17 protein-coding genes are annotated in these 18,254 nt (G+C 45.4%); 13 read left to right on the plus strand and 4 right to left on the minus strand.

The genetic code is table 11. The annotated features are described in order from the left end of the window. The first annotated feature begins 45 nt into the window (after positions 1 to 45). Genes IEW69_RS06250 through IEW69_RS06280 form a run of 7 tightly spaced genes read left to right on the plus strand, consistent with a single transcriptional unit; the run spans position 46 to position 7,517 of the window. Positions 46 to 1,680, plus strand: a complete 1,635-nt coding sequence (locus IEW69_RS06250; RefSeq protein WP_188625969.1) for a catalase — start codon at positions 46 to 48, stop codon at positions 1,678 to 1,680. Between the two features lie 7 nt (positions 1,681 to 1,687). Next, positions 1,688 to 2,173 (plus strand): ankyrin repeat domain-containing protein, encoded by a 486-nt coding sequence (locus IEW69_RS06255; RefSeq protein WP_188625970.1) that lies wholly within the window; start codon positions 1,688 to 1,690, stop codon positions 2,171 to 2,173. A 22-nt stretch (positions 2,174 to 2,195) separates the two neighbouring features. Continuing rightward, complete coding sequence (locus IEW69_RS06260; RefSeq protein ID WP_188625971.1) at positions 2,196 to 3,113, plus strand: zinc metalloprotease; 918 nt, start codon at positions 2,196 to 2,198, stop codon at positions 3,111 to 3,113. A 3-nt stretch (positions 3,114 to 3,116) separates the two neighbouring features. Then, complete coding sequence (locus IEW69_RS06265; protein ID WP_188625972.1) at positions 3,117 to 3,428, plus strand: hypothetical protein; 312 nt, start codon at positions 3,117 to 3,119, stop codon at positions 3,426 to 3,428. A 23-nt stretch (positions 3,429 to 3,451) separates the two neighbouring features. Continuing rightward, positions 3,452 to 5,386, plus strand: coding sequence for an endonuclease (locus IEW69_RS06270; protein WP_188625973.1), 1,935 nt, complete (start codon positions 3,452 to 3,454; stop codon positions 5,384 to 5,386). A gap of 17 nt (positions 5,387 to 5,403) precedes the next feature. Continuing rightward, the gene (locus IEW69_RS06275) at positions 5,404 to 6,603 is read left to right on the plus strand and encodes a zinc metalloprotease (protein ID WP_188625974.1); all 1,200 of its coding nucleotides are present in this window, start codon (positions 5,404 to 5,406) and stop codon (positions 6,601 to 6,603) included. Then, positions 6,600 to 7,517 carry a hypothetical protein gene (locus tag IEW69_RS06280; RefSeq protein WP_188625975.1) on the plus strand — a complete coding sequence of 306 codons (918 nt, stop codon included), beginning with the start codon at positions 6,600 to 6,602 and terminating at the stop codon, positions 7,515 to 7,517. Before IEW69_RS06275 ends, IEW69_RS06280 begins: the two co-directional genes overlap by 4 nt. 30 nt (positions 7,518 to 7,547) lie before the next feature. On the opposite strand, the gene IEW69_RS06285 is transcribed toward IEW69_RS06280, so the two are convergent. After that, the gene (locus tag IEW69_RS06285; RefSeq protein WP_188625976.1) at positions 7,548 to 7,952 is read right to left on the minus strand and encodes a Dabb family protein; all 405 of its coding nucleotides are present in this window, start codon (positions 7,950 to 7,952) and stop codon (positions 7,548 to 7,550) included. 82 nt (positions 7,953 to 8,034) lie between these two features. Then, a complete protein-coding gene (locus IEW69_RS06290; RefSeq protein WP_188625977.1) occupies positions 8,035 to 8,640 on the minus strand; it encodes a PAS domain S-box protein in 606 nt (201 codons plus the stop codon). 251 nt (positions 8,641 to 8,891) lie between these two features. Here IEW69_RS06290 and IEW69_RS06295 point away from each other — a divergent pair, with 251 nt between their 5' ends. Beyond that, positions 8,892 to 9,947 (plus strand): helix-turn-helix transcriptional regulator, encoded by a 1,056-nt coding sequence (locus IEW69_RS06295; protein WP_188625978.1) that lies wholly within the window; start codon positions 8,892 to 8,894, stop codon positions 9,945 to 9,947. Here the strand turns inward: IEW69_RS06295 and IEW69_RS06300 are convergent. Further along, positions 9,944 to 11,851 (minus strand): AAA domain-containing protein, encoded by a 1,908-nt coding sequence (locus tag IEW69_RS06300; protein ID WP_188625979.1) that lies wholly within the window; start codon positions 11,849 to 11,851, stop codon positions 9,944 to 9,946. The genes IEW69_RS06295 and IEW69_RS06300 overlap by 4 nt on opposite strands. Before the next feature lie 102 nt (positions 11,852 to 11,953). Here IEW69_RS06300 and IEW69_RS06305 point away from each other — a divergent pair, with 102 nt between their 5' ends. The 5 genes from IEW69_RS06305 (at position 11,954) to IEW69_RS06325 (ending at position 16,270) form a co-directional block, all read left to right on the plus strand. Continuing rightward, a complete protein-coding gene (locus IEW69_RS06305) occupies positions 11,954 to 13,054 on the plus strand; it encodes an AI-2E family transporter (protein ID WP_188625980.1) in 1,101 nt (366 codons plus the stop codon). A 60-nt stretch (positions 13,055 to 13,114) separates the two neighbouring features. Further along, the gene (locus IEW69_RS06310; RefSeq protein WP_188625981.1) at positions 13,115 to 13,315 is read left to right on the plus strand and encodes a hypothetical protein; all 201 of its coding nucleotides are present in this window, start codon (positions 13,115 to 13,117) and stop codon (positions 13,313 to 13,315) included. Positions 13,316 to 13,691: 376 nt separating this feature from the next. Then, positions 13,692 to 14,054: a helix-turn-helix domain-containing protein gene (locus IEW69_RS06315; RefSeq protein WP_188625982.1), complete on the plus strand. Its 363-nt coding sequence runs from the start codon at positions 13,692 to 13,694 to the stop codon at positions 14,052 to 14,054. A gap of 103 nt (positions 14,055 to 14,157) precedes the next feature. Beyond that, complete coding sequence (locus IEW69_RS06320; RefSeq protein ID WP_188625983.1) at positions 14,158 to 15,582, plus strand: PAS domain-containing sensor histidine kinase; 1,425 nt, start codon at positions 14,158 to 14,160, stop codon at positions 15,580 to 15,582. A gap of 151 nt (positions 15,583 to 15,733) precedes the next feature. Then, positions 15,734 to 16,270, plus strand: coding sequence for a DUF4142 domain-containing protein (locus IEW69_RS06325; protein ID WP_188625984.1), 537 nt, complete (start codon positions 15,734 to 15,736; stop codon positions 16,268 to 16,270). Positions 16,271 to 16,342: 72 nt separating this feature from the next. On the opposite strand, the gene IEW69_RS06330 is transcribed toward IEW69_RS06325, so the two are convergent. Further along, complete coding sequence (locus IEW69_RS06330; protein ID WP_188625985.1) at positions 16,343 to 18,187, minus strand: glycoside hydrolase family 2 protein; 1,845 nt, start codon at positions 18,185 to 18,187, stop codon at positions 16,343 to 16,345. Between the last annotated feature and the right edge of the window lie 67 nt (positions 18,188 to 18,254).

The following is an 18,254-nucleotide window of genomic DNA, read 5'->3' on the forward strand; positions in this document are numbered from 1 at the left end:
CAAACTAACTAGTGCTCAAATTGTTAAACTTTAAACTTTATCGTTATGATCGAACCGACTAACAACAGCCACAACACTTCACCAAACAACAAATCCCCTGAACAGGAAAGTGCGGGTGGAGGTACAAATATTTTAACAACAAGACAAGGACACCCTGTATATGACAATCAGAATACCCGTACTGTAGGTAACCGCGGACCGGCTACACTAGAGAACTACCAGTTCCTGGAAAAGATGTCGCATTTCGACAGAGAGCGCGTACCAGAACGTGTGGTACATGCCAGAGGTGCTGGTGCACATGGCGTGTTTGAAGCTTACGGTACTGTAGGCGAGGACCACATCTCTAAATACACCCGCGCAAAGTTCTTGCAGGAAAAAGGAAAGATCACACCGTTATTTGTGCGCTTTTCATCTGTAATCCATGGAGGGCATTCGCCAGAAACACTGCGTGACCCTCGTGGATTTGCCGTGAAGATGTACACAGAAGATGGTAACTGGGATCTGGTTGGTAATAACCTGAAGATTTTCTTTATCCGTGATGCGATTAAGTTCCCCGACTTTATTCATGCATTTAAACCAGATCCGGTAACAAATATTCAAAGTTCAGCAAGACAGTTCGACTTCATCAGCAATGCACCAGAAACACTGCATATGGTGACTTTCCTGTTTTCTCCATGGGGAATTCCGGCAAATTACCGCCACATGCAAGGTTCAGGTGTAAACACTTATAAGTGGGTGAACAGCGAGGGCGTTGGCGTGTTGGTGAAGTATCATTGGGAGCCATTGCAGGGCATTAAGAACCTTACTTCCGAGCAAGCATCAGAGATCCAGGCGAACAACTTCAACCACGCTACACAAGATCTTTATGAGGCCATCGAAAGAGGGGAGTATCCGGAATGGGAACTGAACGTTCAGATCATGGAGGATGGTGAACATCCTGAGCTTGACTTCGATCCACTTGATGATACCAAGCTGTGGCCGAACGACCAATTTCCATGGTATCCAATCGGTAAAATGACCCTGAACGGTAATCCTGTGAATTATTTCGCGGAAGTTGAACAGTCGGCCTTCGGAACAGGTGTACTTGTAGATGGACTAGATTTCTCTGATGACAAAATGCTTCAGGGTAGAACTTTCTCTTATTCTGATACACAGCGCTATCGGGTAGGTACAAATTACCTGCAATTGCCAATCAATTCACCTCGTAAACATGTTGCGACAAATCAACGTGATGGGCAGATGGCTTTTTACCAGGATATCGCTAAAGGTACGAACCCGCATGTGAACTATGAGCCATCAAGTTTGAACGGCTTGAAAGAAGCACCTAAGGCAGGCAAAGACCATACGCCTTATTATCAGGCTGCGTTGGTGAGACAGCGAATTGATCGTGAAAACAACTTTAAACAGGCCGGTGAGACTTACCGCAACTTCGAAGATTGGGAAAGAGATGAACTGATTGCGAATCTTGTTGGGGGTATCTCTGCTGCTGAACAACATATCCAGGATAAAATGGTAGAGCTATTCACGCAATGCGATGAGGATTATGGCAGAAGGGTTGCTGAAGGCTTGAAAATGAAAGCAGAAATGATGGCGAAGGAAAAGGCCAGTTTTGTTGATCAGCAAGGTGCTGATGGTGTGCAGCAAGCAAACACAGATTCAACTGAAGCTAAACCTTACTAAGCAGTTCATGGAAGATTATAATAGCCAGCTATTTGGCGCAGTGAGAACCGGCGATTTGTCCAAAATAAAAGAGCTTATCGAAAATGGTGCTGACGTAAATACAATTGATGCGCGGGGTTTTACCCCGCTCATCGTTGCATCCTACAACGAACAACTTGAAGCCACAAGGATGCTGCTTGAAGCCGGTGCAGATGTTAATGCCTACGATGCCGGCGGAAATACTGCTTTAATGGGGGTGTGTTTCAAAGGTTATCTACCCATAGCAGAACTGCTGCTTTCACATGGCGCGGATTTGAATCTTCAACATGGTAACGGCGGCACAGCACTGATGTTTGCCACGCTGTTCGGTCGGAATGACCTGGTCAGACTCCTGATGGAACATGGTGCAGATCTTAATATCAAAGACAATCGTGGACTTACAGCGCTTGACCTTGCAGTGCAACAGGGGAACCCCGATGCTGTACTGATTATGGAGGAATACATGAACATTTAAGTTTAACCTTACTGAGAATCAAATGGCTCAGAATATCAAATTGCGGCATTGTGGGACCATGGAGGTCTACAATAAACAAGTAGAAGCTTTCCCCGAATACAGAAGGGCACAAGCAAACATTGAAGATGAGATCGGCCAATTACTGGAACGCAAACGAACCTTTAGATTGGATACGCCGGTCACCATTTCAGTTGTGGTACACGTACTCTATAATCAAGCCGAAGAAAACATCTCAGATGAACAAATCTTCAGTCAGATTGAAGTCTTAAACAAAGATTTCCGTTCCAGGAATGATGACAAATCAAATGTGCCAGAAGTATGGACGGGTCTGGTTGCGGATGCCAATATTGAGTTTCGCCTGGCCATGGTAGATCCTTCCGGCAATACAGCTACTGGCATCACGAGGACGGAGACAGCCGTAACCGGGTTTGGAACAGACAACGCAATGAAGGCTAGTGCGACTGGAGGTATTGATCCCTGGCCGACGGACCGCATACTTAATATCTGGGTTTGTAACCTCGGCGAATCCTTGTTGGGCTATGCGCAATTTCCGGGAGGGCCTCCCGAAACGGATGGGGTTGTGATCGATTATCGGGCATTTGGCATCACAGGTACAGCTCGGGCACCCTTCAACCTTGGTCGTACCACCACACATGAAATCGGGCACTATCTTAACCTTTCGCATATCTTCGGAGACGGGAGAGGCAGCAGCTGTGCAGACACGGATTACGTGGATGACACCCCAAATCAACTCGGTCCAAATTATCAAAAACCCAGCTTCCCCTCTGTATCCTGTAACAATGCGCCGCACGGCGATATGTTCATGAACTATATGGATTATGTTGACGATGACACGATGTGTATGTTCACCGAAGGGCAGGCCGCCAGAATGAACGCAACGATCTTTGGTCCACGCGCAAGTTTGTTTCAAAATACATAAACTATGGTTGCATACCGGAACGATCAGCTCTGTGGCCACTGGATTCATTCCTTTGAAGAAGATGGCCCGGATGAGATGGTATATAGACCGCAGGGTTTTGACTTTCCAAGATCAAGAGGTAGGCGTGCATTAAAGCTTCAGGAGGATGGAAGCGTGTTGGACCTGAGTCCAGGAAGTACAGATTTACCCCAGGCCGTTGCCGGAGATTGGAACATCACTGCAGAAACGGTCAATATTCATTATACAGATGGTAGCGCTGAGCAGTTACCCATAAAGGAAGTAGGTCCAGGGAAACTTGTGATCCGGAAAACTTAAGCATTAAGACGCAAGCCCTCAACATGAAGACATTCGAGAAGTTCCTCGCGCAGATTAAAATGACCGAACAGCGGCTCTTCTATACCGGTGCCAGCGCGTTAGATGAAACACCCGATGCGGTTATAACATCAGAAAACAACTTTCCAGCGAGACCAGCGGAGGGACAAGCTCCTTTCACAGGTGTCGTATACCGCAAGTACATTTCCGATCGGAGAACGGATGAGGCAGACACAAAGCCTGTTAATCCTAAGCAAATTAATAATTACCTGCGTGAGCATCACGTAAACATCACTGAGCTGATCAATGATCGGCTGCTGCGGGAACGCATCATCAGTGGTGATGACACCCTTGACGTCAGTTACCTTGAAAAAGGTGTTCAGGCCGGACGTGCAGTATGCAGGATCAGTATCTATTCTCCTAATGGGGAAGAAGGTTTCGGCACTGGGTTTCTGATTGCACCACAAATTTTGATTACCAATCATCATGTGCTTCCGGATGTGAGTTATGCAAACGCTTCCTACGCGGAGTTCAACTATGAAAAAGGTGTAAATGACCTGCCCTTATCTGCCAAAGTATTCAACCTCGAGCCGCAAACGCTCTTTTATACAAATGAGGCACTAGATTATACCATCATTTGGGTAGGAGAAAAGTCTACGGATGGATTTGCCCGCATTCAGGACTTTGGCTACCTCCACTTAAATCCAAATTTAGGTAAGATCAAGGAAGGAAATGCAGTTTCTATCATCCAACACCCGGACGGGAAGATGAAGAAGGTAGCCCTTCGGCAGAATGAAGTTACTAATCTTGCATTGCCCAAATTCATCCGATATGTTACGGATACGAAAAGTGGTTCCTCGGGCGCACCGGTTTTCAATGATAAATGGGAGGTGGTTGCTGTGCACCATGCAGGCGTGCCGCGATACAATGAAGCAGGACAGATTCTAAACCGTTCAGGAGCGCTATGGGACAAGTCGCAAGGGGAAGTGCAGGTCGACTGGATTGAAAATGAAGGCATTCGGGTAAGTACCATCGTTTATGATCTTACAACCGTTGCTGCGCTTCAATTTCCAGTATTATGGCATCATTTCCAACCGATGCGGAATGTCGAAGACATCCGGAAATCTGTAGGCATTGATGTGGATGGGGTAGAAGGCAGCAATTATTACCCGGAAGCAGCCGATGCGGACCTCAAGCAACAATACTACTCCAGGCTTGCGGATCCTGCAAAGGCGACCTTTGAAGAAATCCACGAGCTGCTTTCCGATACACACCGCACACACCATAACTACAATCCTTCAAAATATGTATACCCAGTTGTTGACATTCATCCAGATGGGCAGCTCCAAGGCATATATTCCGGCAAGCCATTCAGCGTTCAGGAACTAATCTTAGCGGATCAGAAGGTCGATATCGAGCGACAGCTACGCTTTATTGAATTGGGCAAAGGAGACGAACTGATGGCCGCCAAACATTTCGATGAAGCAGTGGAATCCTTGGAAGCTGCACTCCCATATAATTGTGAACATGTCGTTTGCCAGTCCTGGTTCAACAAACAGGAGCCCATGCGTGGCGACCTTCATCATCTTTTTGCATGCGAGTCTGGCTGCAACAGCTTCCGGAATAACTTTCCTTATGCCGACCTCCCAAACTATCCGCTTGATGATGTTGAGAAAATAAGGTCTGAATGCGGCAATGCGGTGCAAGGACGCTTCGAGCCAGAGCGGAATAGAGGTATCGTTGCCAGGGCGGTACTGTACTTTTTGGTTCGTTACCCTGGCGCCATCAAGGTTTATGATGCTGCGGCAATTCAAACAATCATCAGCTGGTCTCAACAGGAACCCGTTACGCTGTATGAAAAACATAGAAACAGAGAGATTTGCCTGTTACAAGGAAATAGAAATCCGTTCATCGATTTTCCTGCACTCGCGACTACAATACGCTTCGACTTGCCAATGTAAACACTAATAAATGCATTATGGATCAGCAATCAATTCCCATTCTGGAAGGCTACCCGCAAGAAATCATCCGTAGATTAGAACTTAGGAACAAGCGGCGCCAGGAAGCACTTCCAGGTACCCTCGAAGGAAGACCATTACAGCTGGTCATGGAAGATCTGCTGTTATGGGACGAACCGGTTTTAACGATTAGTTTCAAAGGCGGTAGCACTGAACTGCACCGGCGCATTGCTGAAGTGGCTTCGGAATGGACGCAGCATGCAAACATACATTTCGACTTTGGCTACAATGAAGAAACCGGCGAATACCGGACCTGGGTAGCAGATGATACATCTTCCATTCGGGTGGGCTTCCAGGATCCCGGATACTGGTCCTTTGTTGGTACGGATAGCTTGGATCCTGAAATCTGTGCCACTGGCGAGATTACGTTAAATCTGGAAGGCTTCGATCGTGTACTTCCATCGAACTGGAAGGGGAAGGTACTACATGAGTTCGGTCATGCGCTGGGCTTTCATCATGAACATCAATCACCCGTTTCGAAATGTGACTTCGACTGGGACAAGCTCTATGATTATCTGGCAGGGCCACCAAACTTCTGGTCCAAAGAACAGGTGGATCACAACCTAAAGGAAATGCCTGCTGGCGGTCTGACGTTTTCCCCGTATGATAAATACTCGATCATGCACTATGCTTTTCCGGAATGGATGTTTGTCAGCGGAACTTCCTCTCCCTGTTATGTTTCGGAGCAAGGCACCTTATCTGCGCAGGATAAGATCATGGCTGCAGAGGCTTATCCTTCCGGAACAGACCAGATCGAAGTACAAAGGTCCGCGCGGGAGGAAGCCATCAAACTGTTGCTTAGCGCATCTCCTCAACTGCAAGTTGCTGAACAACAGCGGTTGAATGGTAGGGCTTATGCACTTGCTGCACAGACCTACGCCCGTCAGAGTATTTCACGACTCACGCAGCCGGATATCGCATATGAAGTGAAAAGGGCTATTCTATTTGCTGCAGGTCAGGGTGGAGAAGATCCCAGCAACCTTGGAGACCAGATCTCCCTTGGTAACTTGTTGCCTACAGATTACGCCTATCAGTTTCTAGCAGATCTGCTGGATGAAGTTGCTAAACGCTTTAATCCAGCTGCAGCTGTACGGTTGAAGGATGTGTCAGGCGCAAATACAGTATCGGATTGTATCGCAATGGTAAAAGGAAAGCTATGAAGCAGTTGAAAACAGTTATACTCGTAGCATGGGCGTTCATAATGATTGAACCCCTTGCAGGTTACGCGCAAAGCACCAGTTTTTTCAATAGGCTGGAGCTGCGTCAGTCTTTTGGTTCTGCGGGGACCAGGAATGCACCAGCAAGGTTTCAGTTGACAATTCCCCGGCATGAAGATGCTTCGTACCTCATTGATGGTGGCATCGGTCTTCCGATTGCCAACTATAAGCTTGGGAAATCCCTGAATGTAGAAGGAAAGCTCGTTGGTGAATATCACCGTAATACCATGATTGATGAAGCACAACATAGCTGGCAAACGGGTTTCTCCGGAACCATACGCACAAACATCATCAGAAATGTAGCACAAACAACTTACAAGCAGTGGTACTTTACACCTACAATCAAGTTTTCCAGGAACCTTCAGGATACGGCAAGTGCACTGATCTTCAATATGGATGCAATTCCCTTCCGTACCGGTGAAAAAGGCATCAATCTAAACACCTACACCATTCGGGGAAACAGGAAGCTGATCCATCTCGTTGCTTTTAATCCGGGCCTGGAGCTTCAAAGTAATTTCGCCGCGAAACAAGAAAGTAACAATGGAACCATCATTAGACCCCTGGTAAAGTTTCAATACTTATTAGCGGGAAACAGGCTTCGCTCACCAGAAACGGAGATGATCACACCGGACAAAACCTGGGAAATATCATTAGATTATGCCGGTAGGTATGCTGTAGTGAACTCAACGTTAACGTCAGAGAAGTTCAGCCAGTTGTTTAAGGCCGCTGCAGATTACTATCTACTCACGAACCCCATACAGATCTCCTTCGGATTTTCTTACAACTATGGATCTGACCCCGCACAGGGATTGAAAAAACAGCATTACTATCTTGCAACGTTTAACTTGCAGAAGTAATGCTGTTCTTCAAACTATTCGGAAAGGGAATTAAGCTTCAATTGCATCATATACAATTACCTTCTCCCAAAGGTGCTCGCAGTTTTTTATAAACTCCAGGTGGATTGGATCCGTTTGGTAGCTGGCCTGACCTTCAAGGTCATCGAAAAACATTAGCTCTGAAACACCCCAGCTGTTATCTACAACCTCACGTTTTTCCGTGCTGGCAACTACGCCTACGCGTAATTCTTTAACGGTTTTGATCTTCGAAAGGGTTTTTACACCCGCAACAAGCTTGTCACGGTCAGCCATGGAGGTTGGATTTTTTAACCAGAAAAGCGCATGATGCACTACAGGATATTTCTTTTTTTCTGTCGATGGCATTGCAGAGGCTACGGTGCCGGCAGCAAGTGCCACACCACTTAATATGAATGTTTTACGGTTTAAATTAGCCATTAGATTCGAGTTTTAGGTTTACAAATCATAAAGCTATAAAAATCCCCGAATTTTCGGATGGCAACCAGGCTAAATTCAAGGCTTAAATCTTTCTCGAGACACTCTTGATGACTTCATCCAGCTCCTTCGCACTATCCTGAATCATCAGCACCAACGCTCGAACGCTTTCAACGGAGTCCGTGCTCTCCAGTAATGCCGACAGCCCCAGGATATTCGCGATTGGCTTTCTGATTACATGTGACTGGATATGGGCAATTTCCTCCAGTGTAATATGGGCGTTGCTAAGGGAGGCTTGTGTTTCTTCAAGCGTCGAACGCGTTTCTACAAACTCCGTGATGTCATTGCCGATACAGAATATACCTGCGGGATTGTTATGTTCATCAAACAAGGCTTTATATTCCCATTGTGTGATGATAAACCCACCATGCCCGTCATGTTTCCTTAGCGTAGCTGGAAAAACCTGATCCGGGTGTGCGAAGCATTGCTGAGATACACTGACACATATATTTAAATCATCCTTGTGGATTGTCTTGGAATAATGTTGACCTATCAAGTCGCCATGAATTTGATTGAATGCCTTCAAATATTTTTTGTTCAGGTAGGCATAATTACTATTCATATCTACCAGGATCAAATAGTACACTGCTGAGCTATCCAGGATTTGTTTAATGGCATCGAACTGCTTCATGTATGGCAAGGGTCTGTTTTAATGTTAAAGATACAATTATGTCTTACAGTTAAGAACATCCCTAAAACGATTAAGGCAGTCCCAACGTCTTGAAACTGCCTAAGAGAGACATTATAATACATCTTTTGGTTCTAATCCACTATTTTAAAACAAAATCAGGTTAATCATTTGTTTAATAACACATCGAAGATAAATTATATTATTTAGGTTTGAAACGAAAAAATTCTACACCTTGTCATAATATGTCAACTATGAAGCAATTAGAACGTTTAAAGCTCATTTACGGATTGCTCAGTCATTCACCGCAGACAATCGACTCTCTACAAAAAGAACTGCAGGCCTTGGGCACGGTCGTAAGCAGCCGTCAATTATATCGTGATCTCGACGATGTCGGCAACTTTTTCTTACGAGCAGAGGAACGCCTGGATCTCAAAAACCAAGAGTTCAATAAAAAACTTTATGTGATCAACAGGAACAATGGATCTGGAGCGATCAATAATTATGACATTGACACCTATTTGATTAATAAACTAATGATTCTCGCCGGTATTGCTATCGGCAGAAAAAGCTCGCTCGATAAGTTCAGGGACATCTTTGCCAGCCATTTAAATAGCAGCAAAGTAGAGAACAATGGAAGTTGGGATGGCTTATCCATGCTCAACACCCATTTCAATGAAATTGTGTTCGACCAAAAGTTTGAAGATAAATTCAATCAGATCCTCTGGAGCGTAAGCAATCATCGAGCGATAGAGATCATCGAATGTCATGGCGATTCCGTTTCCATGTACAAATCGTTAGTGTTCCCTTTCCTGTTTTTGCCGATGAAAATTATCTACCATCGCGGCGGATTTTTTGTAGCGGGCATGGTCGATGGTTCAAAAAAATGCTTGGTAATGGACCTTTTCCAGATTTCCACATTTAAATTAAGCAACCAGACTTTTGCTTTCAAAAAAGACATGACTGTATTGGATAAGAATCTTCAGGCACGTTTTGGTGTAAGTCAGAACATTGATGATGAAGTATATGAAGTCATACTCGATTTTGCCTCACTAACCGGATCTTTTGTGCGGGCGCACAGCTGGCACCACTCACAGCGCTTTGAGGTGCTGCCTAGCGGAAACGTGCGCATGTACCTGACCTGCGGCATCAATCGGGAACTGATCGGCTGGATCTACATGTGGATGGGTCACGTGAAAGTGGTCGCACCTGAAATCCTTAAAGCCCACCATCAGGAGCAATTACAATCAATTATAGACGTATCACAATCAGATGTGGTCTCTTACAAAGACTCCTGGCGTCCTGCTTAATCTGTTAGGTACAGCCATGCACTTTGATACTGCTCCAGGCTTTCGGCAAAATGCATTAATTTCATGTAGAACTCGGACTTCGACAAAGTACTCCCATCGCCAATGATCACCAACTTCTTACGGGCTCTGGTCATGGCCACGTTCATTCGCCTGATATCCGATAAAAACCCAATTTGCTGCTCCGCGTTGCTGCGCGTTAAACTGATGTAAATAACATCTCTTTCCTGTCCCTGAAAGCTGTCGATCGTATTTACGTTGATATGCTCCTGGAAAGTAGCGCAAACATCATCCTCCTCAATCATCGGACGCAGGGTTTTCACCTGTTCCTGGTAAGGGGAGATGATCCCAATGGAAGGGAAGCTATCTTTTGTGTAATGCAGTGCGAGTTCTTCCAGATACATCCTCAGGTGCCTGCGTACAAATTGTGCTTCTTCTACATTAGATATGCTGCTTTCTTCCAGTTTCTCATCATAGCCACAGCCGGCCGTATCAATGAAAAGAAAAGGTTGATCACCGGGGAACAAGGTGTTAAAAGCAACGCTTGGATTCGCAATCAGCCGATTCGCATAGAAGGCGGCAGAGCTGAAGTTCATGATGTCGGTATGCATCCGGTACTGCTCCTCAAGTAGCGTCAGACTTTCAGGGAAAAGCGTCGCCGTTTTCTCCATTAGTGTCATGCTTAGCCCTTTTGCTGCTGCGGTTCGGGACTTTATGGTTGGAGGCAGTTGACAATGGTCACCTGCAAGTACAAGTTTCTTTGCTTTCAGAATCGGTATCCAGCAAGCGGGTTCCAGCGCCTGTCCGGCCTCATCAATGAACACGGTTTCAAATGTTAGATCCCGGATGGTGTAATGGTTCGCACTTACGAGCGTGCAGGTAATGACTGAAGCATTGCTTATCACCTGGTCCGTAATATACTGTTCATGCCGCTCAACTTCCTTCATGATCTTATGGGCCTCCGCAAAGAGCGCTTTCCGCTGTTCTTGCTCAGCACGCCCAAAATTACGTTTATACTTATGCGCCATATTCTTGTATTCCGACGCTTGTTTCTTCAGTGCCTTGATCTCCTTTTTCTCCGAATGTGTCGATATCTTATGGTCGAGGGTTAAGGATTGAAGTGCATCGGACACCCGCGCAGGATTCCCAATTCTTAGTACATTCAGCCCCTGGGTCGCGAGCTTCTCTGTAAGCAGATCTACAGCGGTGTTGCTCGGCGCTACAACCAGAATCTGCTTCTTTTCTTTCTTCAGCATGGCCTTGATGGCTTCCACAATCGTCGTGGTCTTACCTGTTCCTGGCGGCCCATGAACAATCGCCAGATCTTTCGCCGCGAGTATCTTGTTTACCGCTTCCTGTTGTTTTTCGTTTAGCGAGCCTATGGCATAGTTGTGACGTTCCTCAAACACAGGTGCGCGTCTACCTGTAAGTAGCGCTACCAAGTCATCCGTACTTGCCTGCGGTCCGGTAAGCCGTTCATTTGCTTCCTTCAGTGCACGTTCCATTTCATTGTAGCTGTTGTTGTCAAACAACAGATCTAAGCCCAGCTTACCGTCCCGTGTCCAGTCCGGTAACTCGTCCACTCTGAAGCTAACGCGGCAGCGGTTCCCGCCAACATACGTGATGGCACCTTCCAGACGATCTGCAGGATCATGATTGGAAAAGAGGGCCACCATGGCTCCGAAACGAAATTGATGGCTAAGCTCATGATGCGTGGTCCGCTCGAACTCGACACTCATGTAGTCGCCACGGCTAAGCTCCGTGTTCCTGATCGCAATAGGGTACCAGGCTAGGCCATTCGTGCGTCTGATCGTAACCGGAATCCGTTCCGTAAGTGCCTGGTATTGTTTAAAGTCTTCATCCCGCTCTATCTTTAGTAATTCCTGCAGTGCCTTAAAATATTCCATTGGCCAAAGTTAATCGATATCCCTGGTACTTTGGGCCATTTAGCCTGATGCCTCTTCAAACAAAATCCCGTAAATTAACCTTATTCAGAAAAATGTTTATAGATGCAGAATCCCAAACTCTTTAAAACACTTGCCATAGTAGCGCTGGTGTTCTTGATTGTGAGCGCTTTGATCCTTGGAAAACCATTTCTGGTGCCGCTAACCTTTGGCGCTTTGCTTTCCATGTTGTTGTTGCCAGCAACGCGCTGGCTTGAAGGTAAGGGCATAAACAAAGCATTATCTACTTTGGCCGCTATTCTGCTGCTCATATCCTTTTTAGGACTCGTGCTTTTCTTCGTCGGGTGGCAGATGTCGGACATTGCCAGCAATACCGCGAAACTGGAGCAGACCATATCCCAGAAGTATGAACAGGCAAAAGACATGGTCAGTCAGCAGCTCGGGGTATCGGAACAAAAGCAGGAACAGATTATTAAGGAGCAACAGAGATCATCCTCCGGGAAGATGACGGGTGTGGTCACCGCTGTGATGGGTGGCATAACAGGTTTTCTGACGGACACATTGCTGGTCTTTGTCTATGTGTTCCTGTTCATTTATCTGCGTAGCCGTATTAAGGGTTTCATCATCAGGCTTGTTCCGCAGGTGGAGCGTCAAAACGCGTTAACGGTGCTGGATGACACCCAACAGATCACGGTCAAATACCTTGGTGGCTTGTTTTTGATGATAGTCTGCCTCTGGGTGATGTATGGCATTGGTTTCAGCTTACTGGGCGTGGAGCATGCGATCTTTTTTGCAATCCTATGCGGCTTACTGGAGATTGTACCTTTCGTAGGTAACCTGACAGGAACTGCAATAACCGTTGCCATGTCTTTGGTACAGGGTGGCGACATGAACATGGTCATCGGTATCCTGGTAGTGTACGGGTTGGTGCAGTTTATTCAAACTTACCTGCTAGAACCGTTAATCGTAGGGGCAGAGGTTAGTATAAACCCACTATTTACCATCATTGGACTTGTTGCAGGCGAGCTGATCTGGGGCATTCCGGGTATGATCCTGGCGATTCCACTGCTGGGCATAACCAAGATCCTGTTTGAACATATAGAAGCCTTGAAACCTTTTGCTTACCTGATTGGTAGCGATGAACGGAAAAAGGATGATAAAAGTTGGGGACAAAAGGTTAAATCCTGGTTCAGTAAATCAGATTAACCTGTTAATTTCGACAACCATCTACGTCCTGCGCTGTTATATAGCTAAAAATCTACTATTATGGCAAATCACGAAGAACAAAACACAACAAACGAGCAAAAGGAGCAAGGTACTGCTGGTGCTGATAACAGTAAAAATGTAAACAATGACACCACTACAACTGGCGGTGGCAATGTAAAAGATCCGGAACACAATACAGGAAATGATCGGATGATGATTGATGAAGAAGGGGCAGAAGTGAAGCCTGATGACCAGGTATAAGCAAGTTGTTTAAAGTAAAAAGCGCATGAAATCATGCGCTTTTTTTATGAATGCACATTTGATTCCCCAAAGTGTAGAAAATAATCATCATTTATTTGGCATCATCCCCAGCCTCAGCTAATTAGCAGGTACTTATCCGTAATTTAAAAATTAGTATATCTGGAGAGTAGGAACAGATTTTGAAATATATAAGCAGGAATATTAGGCATTAATGCCCCAACCGGTTTCTGAGGTGCTTTATGCAAATATGTACGCCGAACATGGGAAATTATTGAGTAAGAAGTTCTACAAGTGAGAAAAGTGTTACACAGTACTCCACAATGCCAACTTGCTTACTTGTGTTTTAAACTAAATCAGCCACTAACCAGAAAATATTATGTTGATTCATCACGGACAAATTTTAGAAAAGGTAGTAAGGAGAAATGGGCACTCGATAAGTGACGTTGCACGCCTAACCAACGTGAACAGACGATCAGTTTACAACTGGTTCAACCAACCACATCTAAAACCAGAAATTATCTATCGCATAGGATGCGCCATTGATCATGACTTCTCCGTGGAATTGCCACATTTGTTTACCGCGGAAGATTTTAACAAGGAAAAGAAACGCACAAGTTCCGCACAGGCAAAGGAAGACGTTATCGAAGATCCATTGAACAAGCATTACTGGAAAGACAAGTACATTGATCTTCTGGAGCGCTACAATGAACTTCTGGCAAATAAGGTTTCCCTGACCTAAAGCAGGCACAAAGTTTAAGTGGAGCTGTTTATCTCATTATAAATGCGTAATGTGGTAGATAGCTTCCTATATTTGTCTATGTGAGGCGTTTAGCTTTATCGCTATGACAAATAAACTACATGCCATTGAAGAGGTTTTTTACTTCATTCCTGGCACTGCTTTTCTTTTAGACCGAAACTACACGTACGTGGCAGTGAACGCACAATATGCTGATCTGTTGAACCAGCCTGCAGCGTTATTTAAAGGCCAGTCTTTCCAGTCGTTGTCACCCGCCACAACCCTCAACTTAAAACCCTTCCTTGATGACCTCCTGCAGGGTACCGCAGAAAGTCGCTTCGAAATGCTTGCAGACTCGGTAACACCAGCGCTAGAGTACAGCGGCACTGCTAAGGCCGTGCTTGAAGACGACGGCTCCATCAGCGGCTACATTTGCGCGCTCACGCCGAGCGACAAGAAATATAAACGCATATTCGAGAACGTTCAGGATGTCTTCTACTCAACAGATAGCAAGGGCTATATTGTGGAAGTCTCACCATCCATCAAGCAATATTCGGGTTATACAAGAGAAGAATTAATCGGTAAAAATGCAGGCGACTTCTATTATTACGATGATGATCGTTTAGAAACGGTTAAACGCCTGATGGATGAGCATTCTGTGGTTGATTACGAAGTACGACTAAAGAATAGAAATAACCAGTTGAAGTACGCTTCATTAAATGCAAGGTTAGTTACCAATAGCCGTGGAGAAACCAGAACTGAGGGTACGCTGCGCGACGTAACAGCACGGAAATTCCAGGAAAATGCATTAAAGGCTCTAATCGCAGAATTGCAGGAGTCAAATGAGCAGAAAAACAAACTTTTGTCCATCATCGGACATGATTTGCGGAACCCCATATCAGGAAGTCTTCAGCTGCTTGAACTTACTTTAGAAGATTATGAATCTACCACGCCCGAGGAAATTCATGTCTACCTTACTAAGATGAAGCAGGAGTTATCGAATGCAAATGAGTTGCTCGAAGAATTATTGACCTGGGCCAAAGCACAGTTTAATGCCTTCGCCTTTAATCCGGTTCGTACGGCAGATTTATACATCCTTATGCAACACTGCATTGAGCGCATCCGACCGATGGCCATTAATAAAGGCGTCGAGATTCATCTAGATGTTGAACACGCTTTAAGCATCACTGCCGATACCGGTATGTTAGAGACAATCATCCGGAACCTCGTTTCCAATGCCATTAAGTTCACTGTAAAGGGCGGCGACATATTACTGCGGGCGGTCAAGGTAGATTCAGGCATTCAGTTTTCGGTGATCGATAGTGGTCAGGGTATACCCGAAAACATAGCCGAGCAGTTGTTTAGCAGAAACGTCAACTACACAACTTATGGTACCTCAGGAGAAAAAGGTACAGGTCTGGGCCTACGGATCTGCCAGGAGTTTGTCGCTAAACATGGCGGTACAATCTGGGTAGAAAGCACTGTTGGCGAAGGCAGTACCTTTGCTTTCACCATCCCACAAGCGGAATAGAATCCGCTTTAATACCACAGATCGCCAGTTTCCACAACTGTGATAAAATATCACAATATGCGATGCGCTGTGCAATAAAGAAACACTTTGCTAAAATATTTTCGCTCTTTTGCTGTTTATATTAAAGAAACAACTAAAAGAACCACCGAAAATGAAAAAACTCAACTACTTAAAAGTATTATTTGCCGTTATGTTTCTTGCCTTCGTTGTTCAGTCTTGTAAGTCTGATGATGATGATAATGCAAACTACCAAATGGAAAATCAGACCTTCGTAACACAGGCGCTTACCAATAATAAATTTGAAGTTGCTGCTGCTACCCTGGCACAATCACGCTCCCAAAATCCACAGATTAAACAGTTTGCCAGCAAAATGGTAACAGAACATACCGCAGTGGGTGTAGACTTAACGGATCTTGCGAAATCTATGGAGCTTGCTGTTCCGGCAACGATTGATCCTGCAGATCAGAACAACATCAACTTACTTGGTTTATTTACTGGCGCAACTTTCGACAAGGAATTCACTAAAATGATGGTTGAATCACATCAGAAAGCAGTTACATTGTTCTCACAGGCGGCAAGTAACACTGGCGTTCCTGCTGCTGATCTAAGACATTTTGCTGAGAATAAAACACCATCATTACAACAACATTTAAAAGAAGCGGAAGCTTTAAAAACTTCAGTTCAGTAGTTTTAAATTGATCTTCAACGATCATTAAAACACAAAAAAAAGGCGATCGTCAGATCGCCTTTTTTTATGCACCTATTCTTCTGGGTTTCCCAATAAGCCTTCAGGTACTTTTAGTTCGCCGGTCTCAAAGTCAATCAATCCATTTTTCTCATCTTCAATATTGGTTGCCTGGGTATAGATATCGCCAGCGATCGGACGGGCATGAAGTTCTTTTTTAAATGCCGTAATTGATGCAGTACGTTCGCTATCATCCGCAGGGCCACCATAATCGGCAAAGCCAAAGCCGCCCCACTCACTTACAATAAGCGGTACCTGCTTGCGGAAGAAGAATGGATCGCCAACAACCAACGGGAACGCTGCAATACCCGTTTGTTGTCCGTTTACCAATCCATCCAGCAGTTCTTTCCAGCGCTCCAGGTCTGGCGTATAAAGATGCGCGGTTAGTATATCACTCTTTAACCTGCCTTCAAAGGAGATGTGCTGCCAGCCATCATTGTCGACCACCAAAAACTGTGGATGTGCAATTTGCATGTAGTGGTACATATCCATGATATAAGAGCGGGTCTCAACACTTGTGGCGATATCCTGTGCACCCCAGTCTTCATTATACAAGCTCCAGATGATCACAGAAGGGTGCGTACCAATCAGTGCGAGCATGCGCAACAGCTCAGCCTTGTGATTGGAGCGACTTGTCGCATTGGAGCGATGTGGACTTGGAACTTCTACCCATAACAGGAGCCCTAGCTTGTCCGCCAGGTTGTAAATCCTTGGATCTACCCCGGCGATATGGATACGCACCAGATTACAGCCAAGCTTCTTCATGGCATGCATGTGCTTTTTGATCTGCTCATAGCTGGCCATACCTGGCTGGTACAAAATGCCATTGATGTATATTTTCTTATTATTAAGGTATATACCGCTGCCGCGGGATTCAATTTTACGCAGGCCAAAGTGCGCTTCGATCTCAGATGCATAACCATCTTCGTCGATGAGCTGCGCAATCAGTCTGTACAAGTGTGGGTTTTCTGGCGACCATACCTGCGCATCCGGAACCTCAAGCACCAGGCGCTGCTGTTTTTGACCTGCTTCAAGGGTTAAAGGAAATTCATCCGTTGCAATTGGCTCTGCATCCTTCTGGGTTCTGTTATAAACATTGAGTCTGATCTTGTATACGCCAGGGTCATGGATCCTGGTGGTCAGGTTAAACCGCACCAGGTTATCTTCCACATAACTTACCACGCCGACCCTGGAACGTAAACGGTTCTTTTCTACCGTTTCCAGCCAGATGCTTCTTACACCGCCGGAATAGGTCTGATACCAGATCCCTCCACGTTTATAAACCGCGGATTCCTGCTTTCCTCTGGTGGTATCTGCATCCATGGTCGCCATGATCCGAATGGTGAGTCTGTTTTCCGGCTTCAGGATGGTCTCATCCAATTCATAGGAGAAAGAGGTATACTCTCCGATGTGAACAAACTCACCTTCAATGGTCTTCAGTTGTATACCATTCAGCCACACGCGTGTTTCGTAACCACAAGCACCGAAGGTTAACTGCAATTGATTACAGCCACTGCGGCCCGTATCCACGGGCTTGGGAAGGGGAAAGGTTCGTTCGTACCATACAATTACCTGATCGTGCCAGTACTTGTTGGTACCCGGGCTCACCTGTGAAATATGTGCTTCCACACTGCCGGGCCAATGCGCATTCTGTGTATAGTTATGATTGACAAACCAGTTTTCACTTAAACCACGATTCTCATTATCCAAAGCGAACTTCCATTCGCCATCCAACAGGATGGAGGAGTTGGGTCTGATCACCGCCCTTGGTATGGGATTCATGTAGGTATCTTCATCGAAGAGCACGGCCTCGCGGCTCTTGGTAAGGCTATAATTTGGGTGTTTTGGTTTTTCGGTCATATTTGTACGATATAGGTAGGGGCTAGTAATAATATAATATACAACGAAATGCGTTAAAGTTTGGTTT

The sequence above is a fragment of the Pedobacter quisquiliarum genome (assembly GCF_014642175.1).
GTDB lineage: Bacteria > Bacteroidota > Bacteroidia > Sphingobacteriales > Sphingobacteriaceae > Pedobacter > Pedobacter quisquiliarum.

What these genes read in the sequence shown, in the direction of transcription:
- IEW69_RS06250 (WP_188625969.1), top strand. Translation starts at nt 46, where the DNA reads ATGATCGAACCGACTAACAACAGCCACAACACTTCACCAAACAACAAA.
- IEW69_RS06255 (WP_188625970.1), top strand. Translation starts at nt 1,688, where the DNA reads ATGGAAGATTATAATAGCCAGCTATTTGGCGCAGTGAGAACCGGCGAT.
- IEW69_RS06260 (WP_188625971.1), top strand. Translation starts at nt 2,196, where the DNA reads ATGGCTCAGAATATCAAATTGCGGCATTGTGGGACCATGGAGGTCTAC.
- IEW69_RS06265 (WP_188625972.1), top strand. Translation starts at nt 3,117, where the DNA reads ATGGTTGCATACCGGAACGATCAGCTCTGTGGCCACTGGATTCATTCC.
- IEW69_RS06270 (WP_188625973.1), top strand. Translation starts at nt 3,452, where the DNA reads ATGAAGACATTCGAGAAGTTCCTCGCGCAGATTAAAATGACCGAACAG.
- IEW69_RS06275 (WP_188625974.1), top strand. Translation starts at nt 5,404, where the DNA reads ATGGATCAGCAATCAATTCCCATTCTGGAAGGCTACCCGCAAGAAATC.
- IEW69_RS06280 (WP_188625975.1), top strand. Translation starts at nt 6,600, where the DNA reads ATGAAGCAGTTGAAAACAGTTATACTCGTAGCATGGGCGTTCATAATG.
- IEW69_RS06285 (WP_188625976.1), bottom strand. Translation starts at nt 7,952, where the DNA reads ATGGCTAATTTAAACCGTAAAACATTCATATTAAGTGGTGTGGCACTT.
- IEW69_RS06290 (WP_188625977.1), bottom strand. Translation starts at nt 8,640, where the DNA reads ATGAAGCAGTTCGATGCCATTAAACAAATCCTGGATAGCTCAGCAGTG.
- IEW69_RS06295 (WP_188625978.1), top strand. Translation starts at nt 8,892, where the DNA reads ATGAAGCAATTAGAACGTTTAAAGCTCATTTACGGATTGCTCAGTCAT.
- IEW69_RS06300 (WP_188625979.1), bottom strand. Translation starts at nt 11,851, where the DNA reads ATGGAATATTTTAAGGCACTGCAGGAATTACTAAAGATAGAGCGGGAT.
- IEW69_RS06305 (WP_188625980.1), top strand. Translation starts at nt 11,954, where the DNA reads ATGCAGAATCCCAAACTCTTTAAAACACTTGCCATAGTAGCGCTGGTG.
- IEW69_RS06310 (WP_188625981.1), top strand. Translation starts at nt 13,115, where the DNA reads ATGGCAAATCACGAAGAACAAAACACAACAAACGAGCAAAAGGAGCAA.
- IEW69_RS06315 (WP_188625982.1), top strand. Translation starts at nt 13,692, where the DNA reads ATGTTGATTCATCACGGACAAATTTTAGAAAAGGTAGTAAGGAGAAAT.
- IEW69_RS06320 (WP_188625983.1), top strand. Translation starts at nt 14,158, where the DNA reads ATGACAAATAAACTACATGCCATTGAAGAGGTTTTTTACTTCATTCCT.
- IEW69_RS06325 (WP_188625984.1), top strand. Translation starts at nt 15,734, where the DNA reads ATGAAAAAACTCAACTACTTAAAAGTATTATTTGCCGTTATGTTTCTT.
- IEW69_RS06330 (WP_188625985.1), bottom strand. Translation starts at nt 18,187, where the DNA reads ATGACCGAAAAACCAAAACACCCAAATTATAGCCTTACCAAGAGCCGC.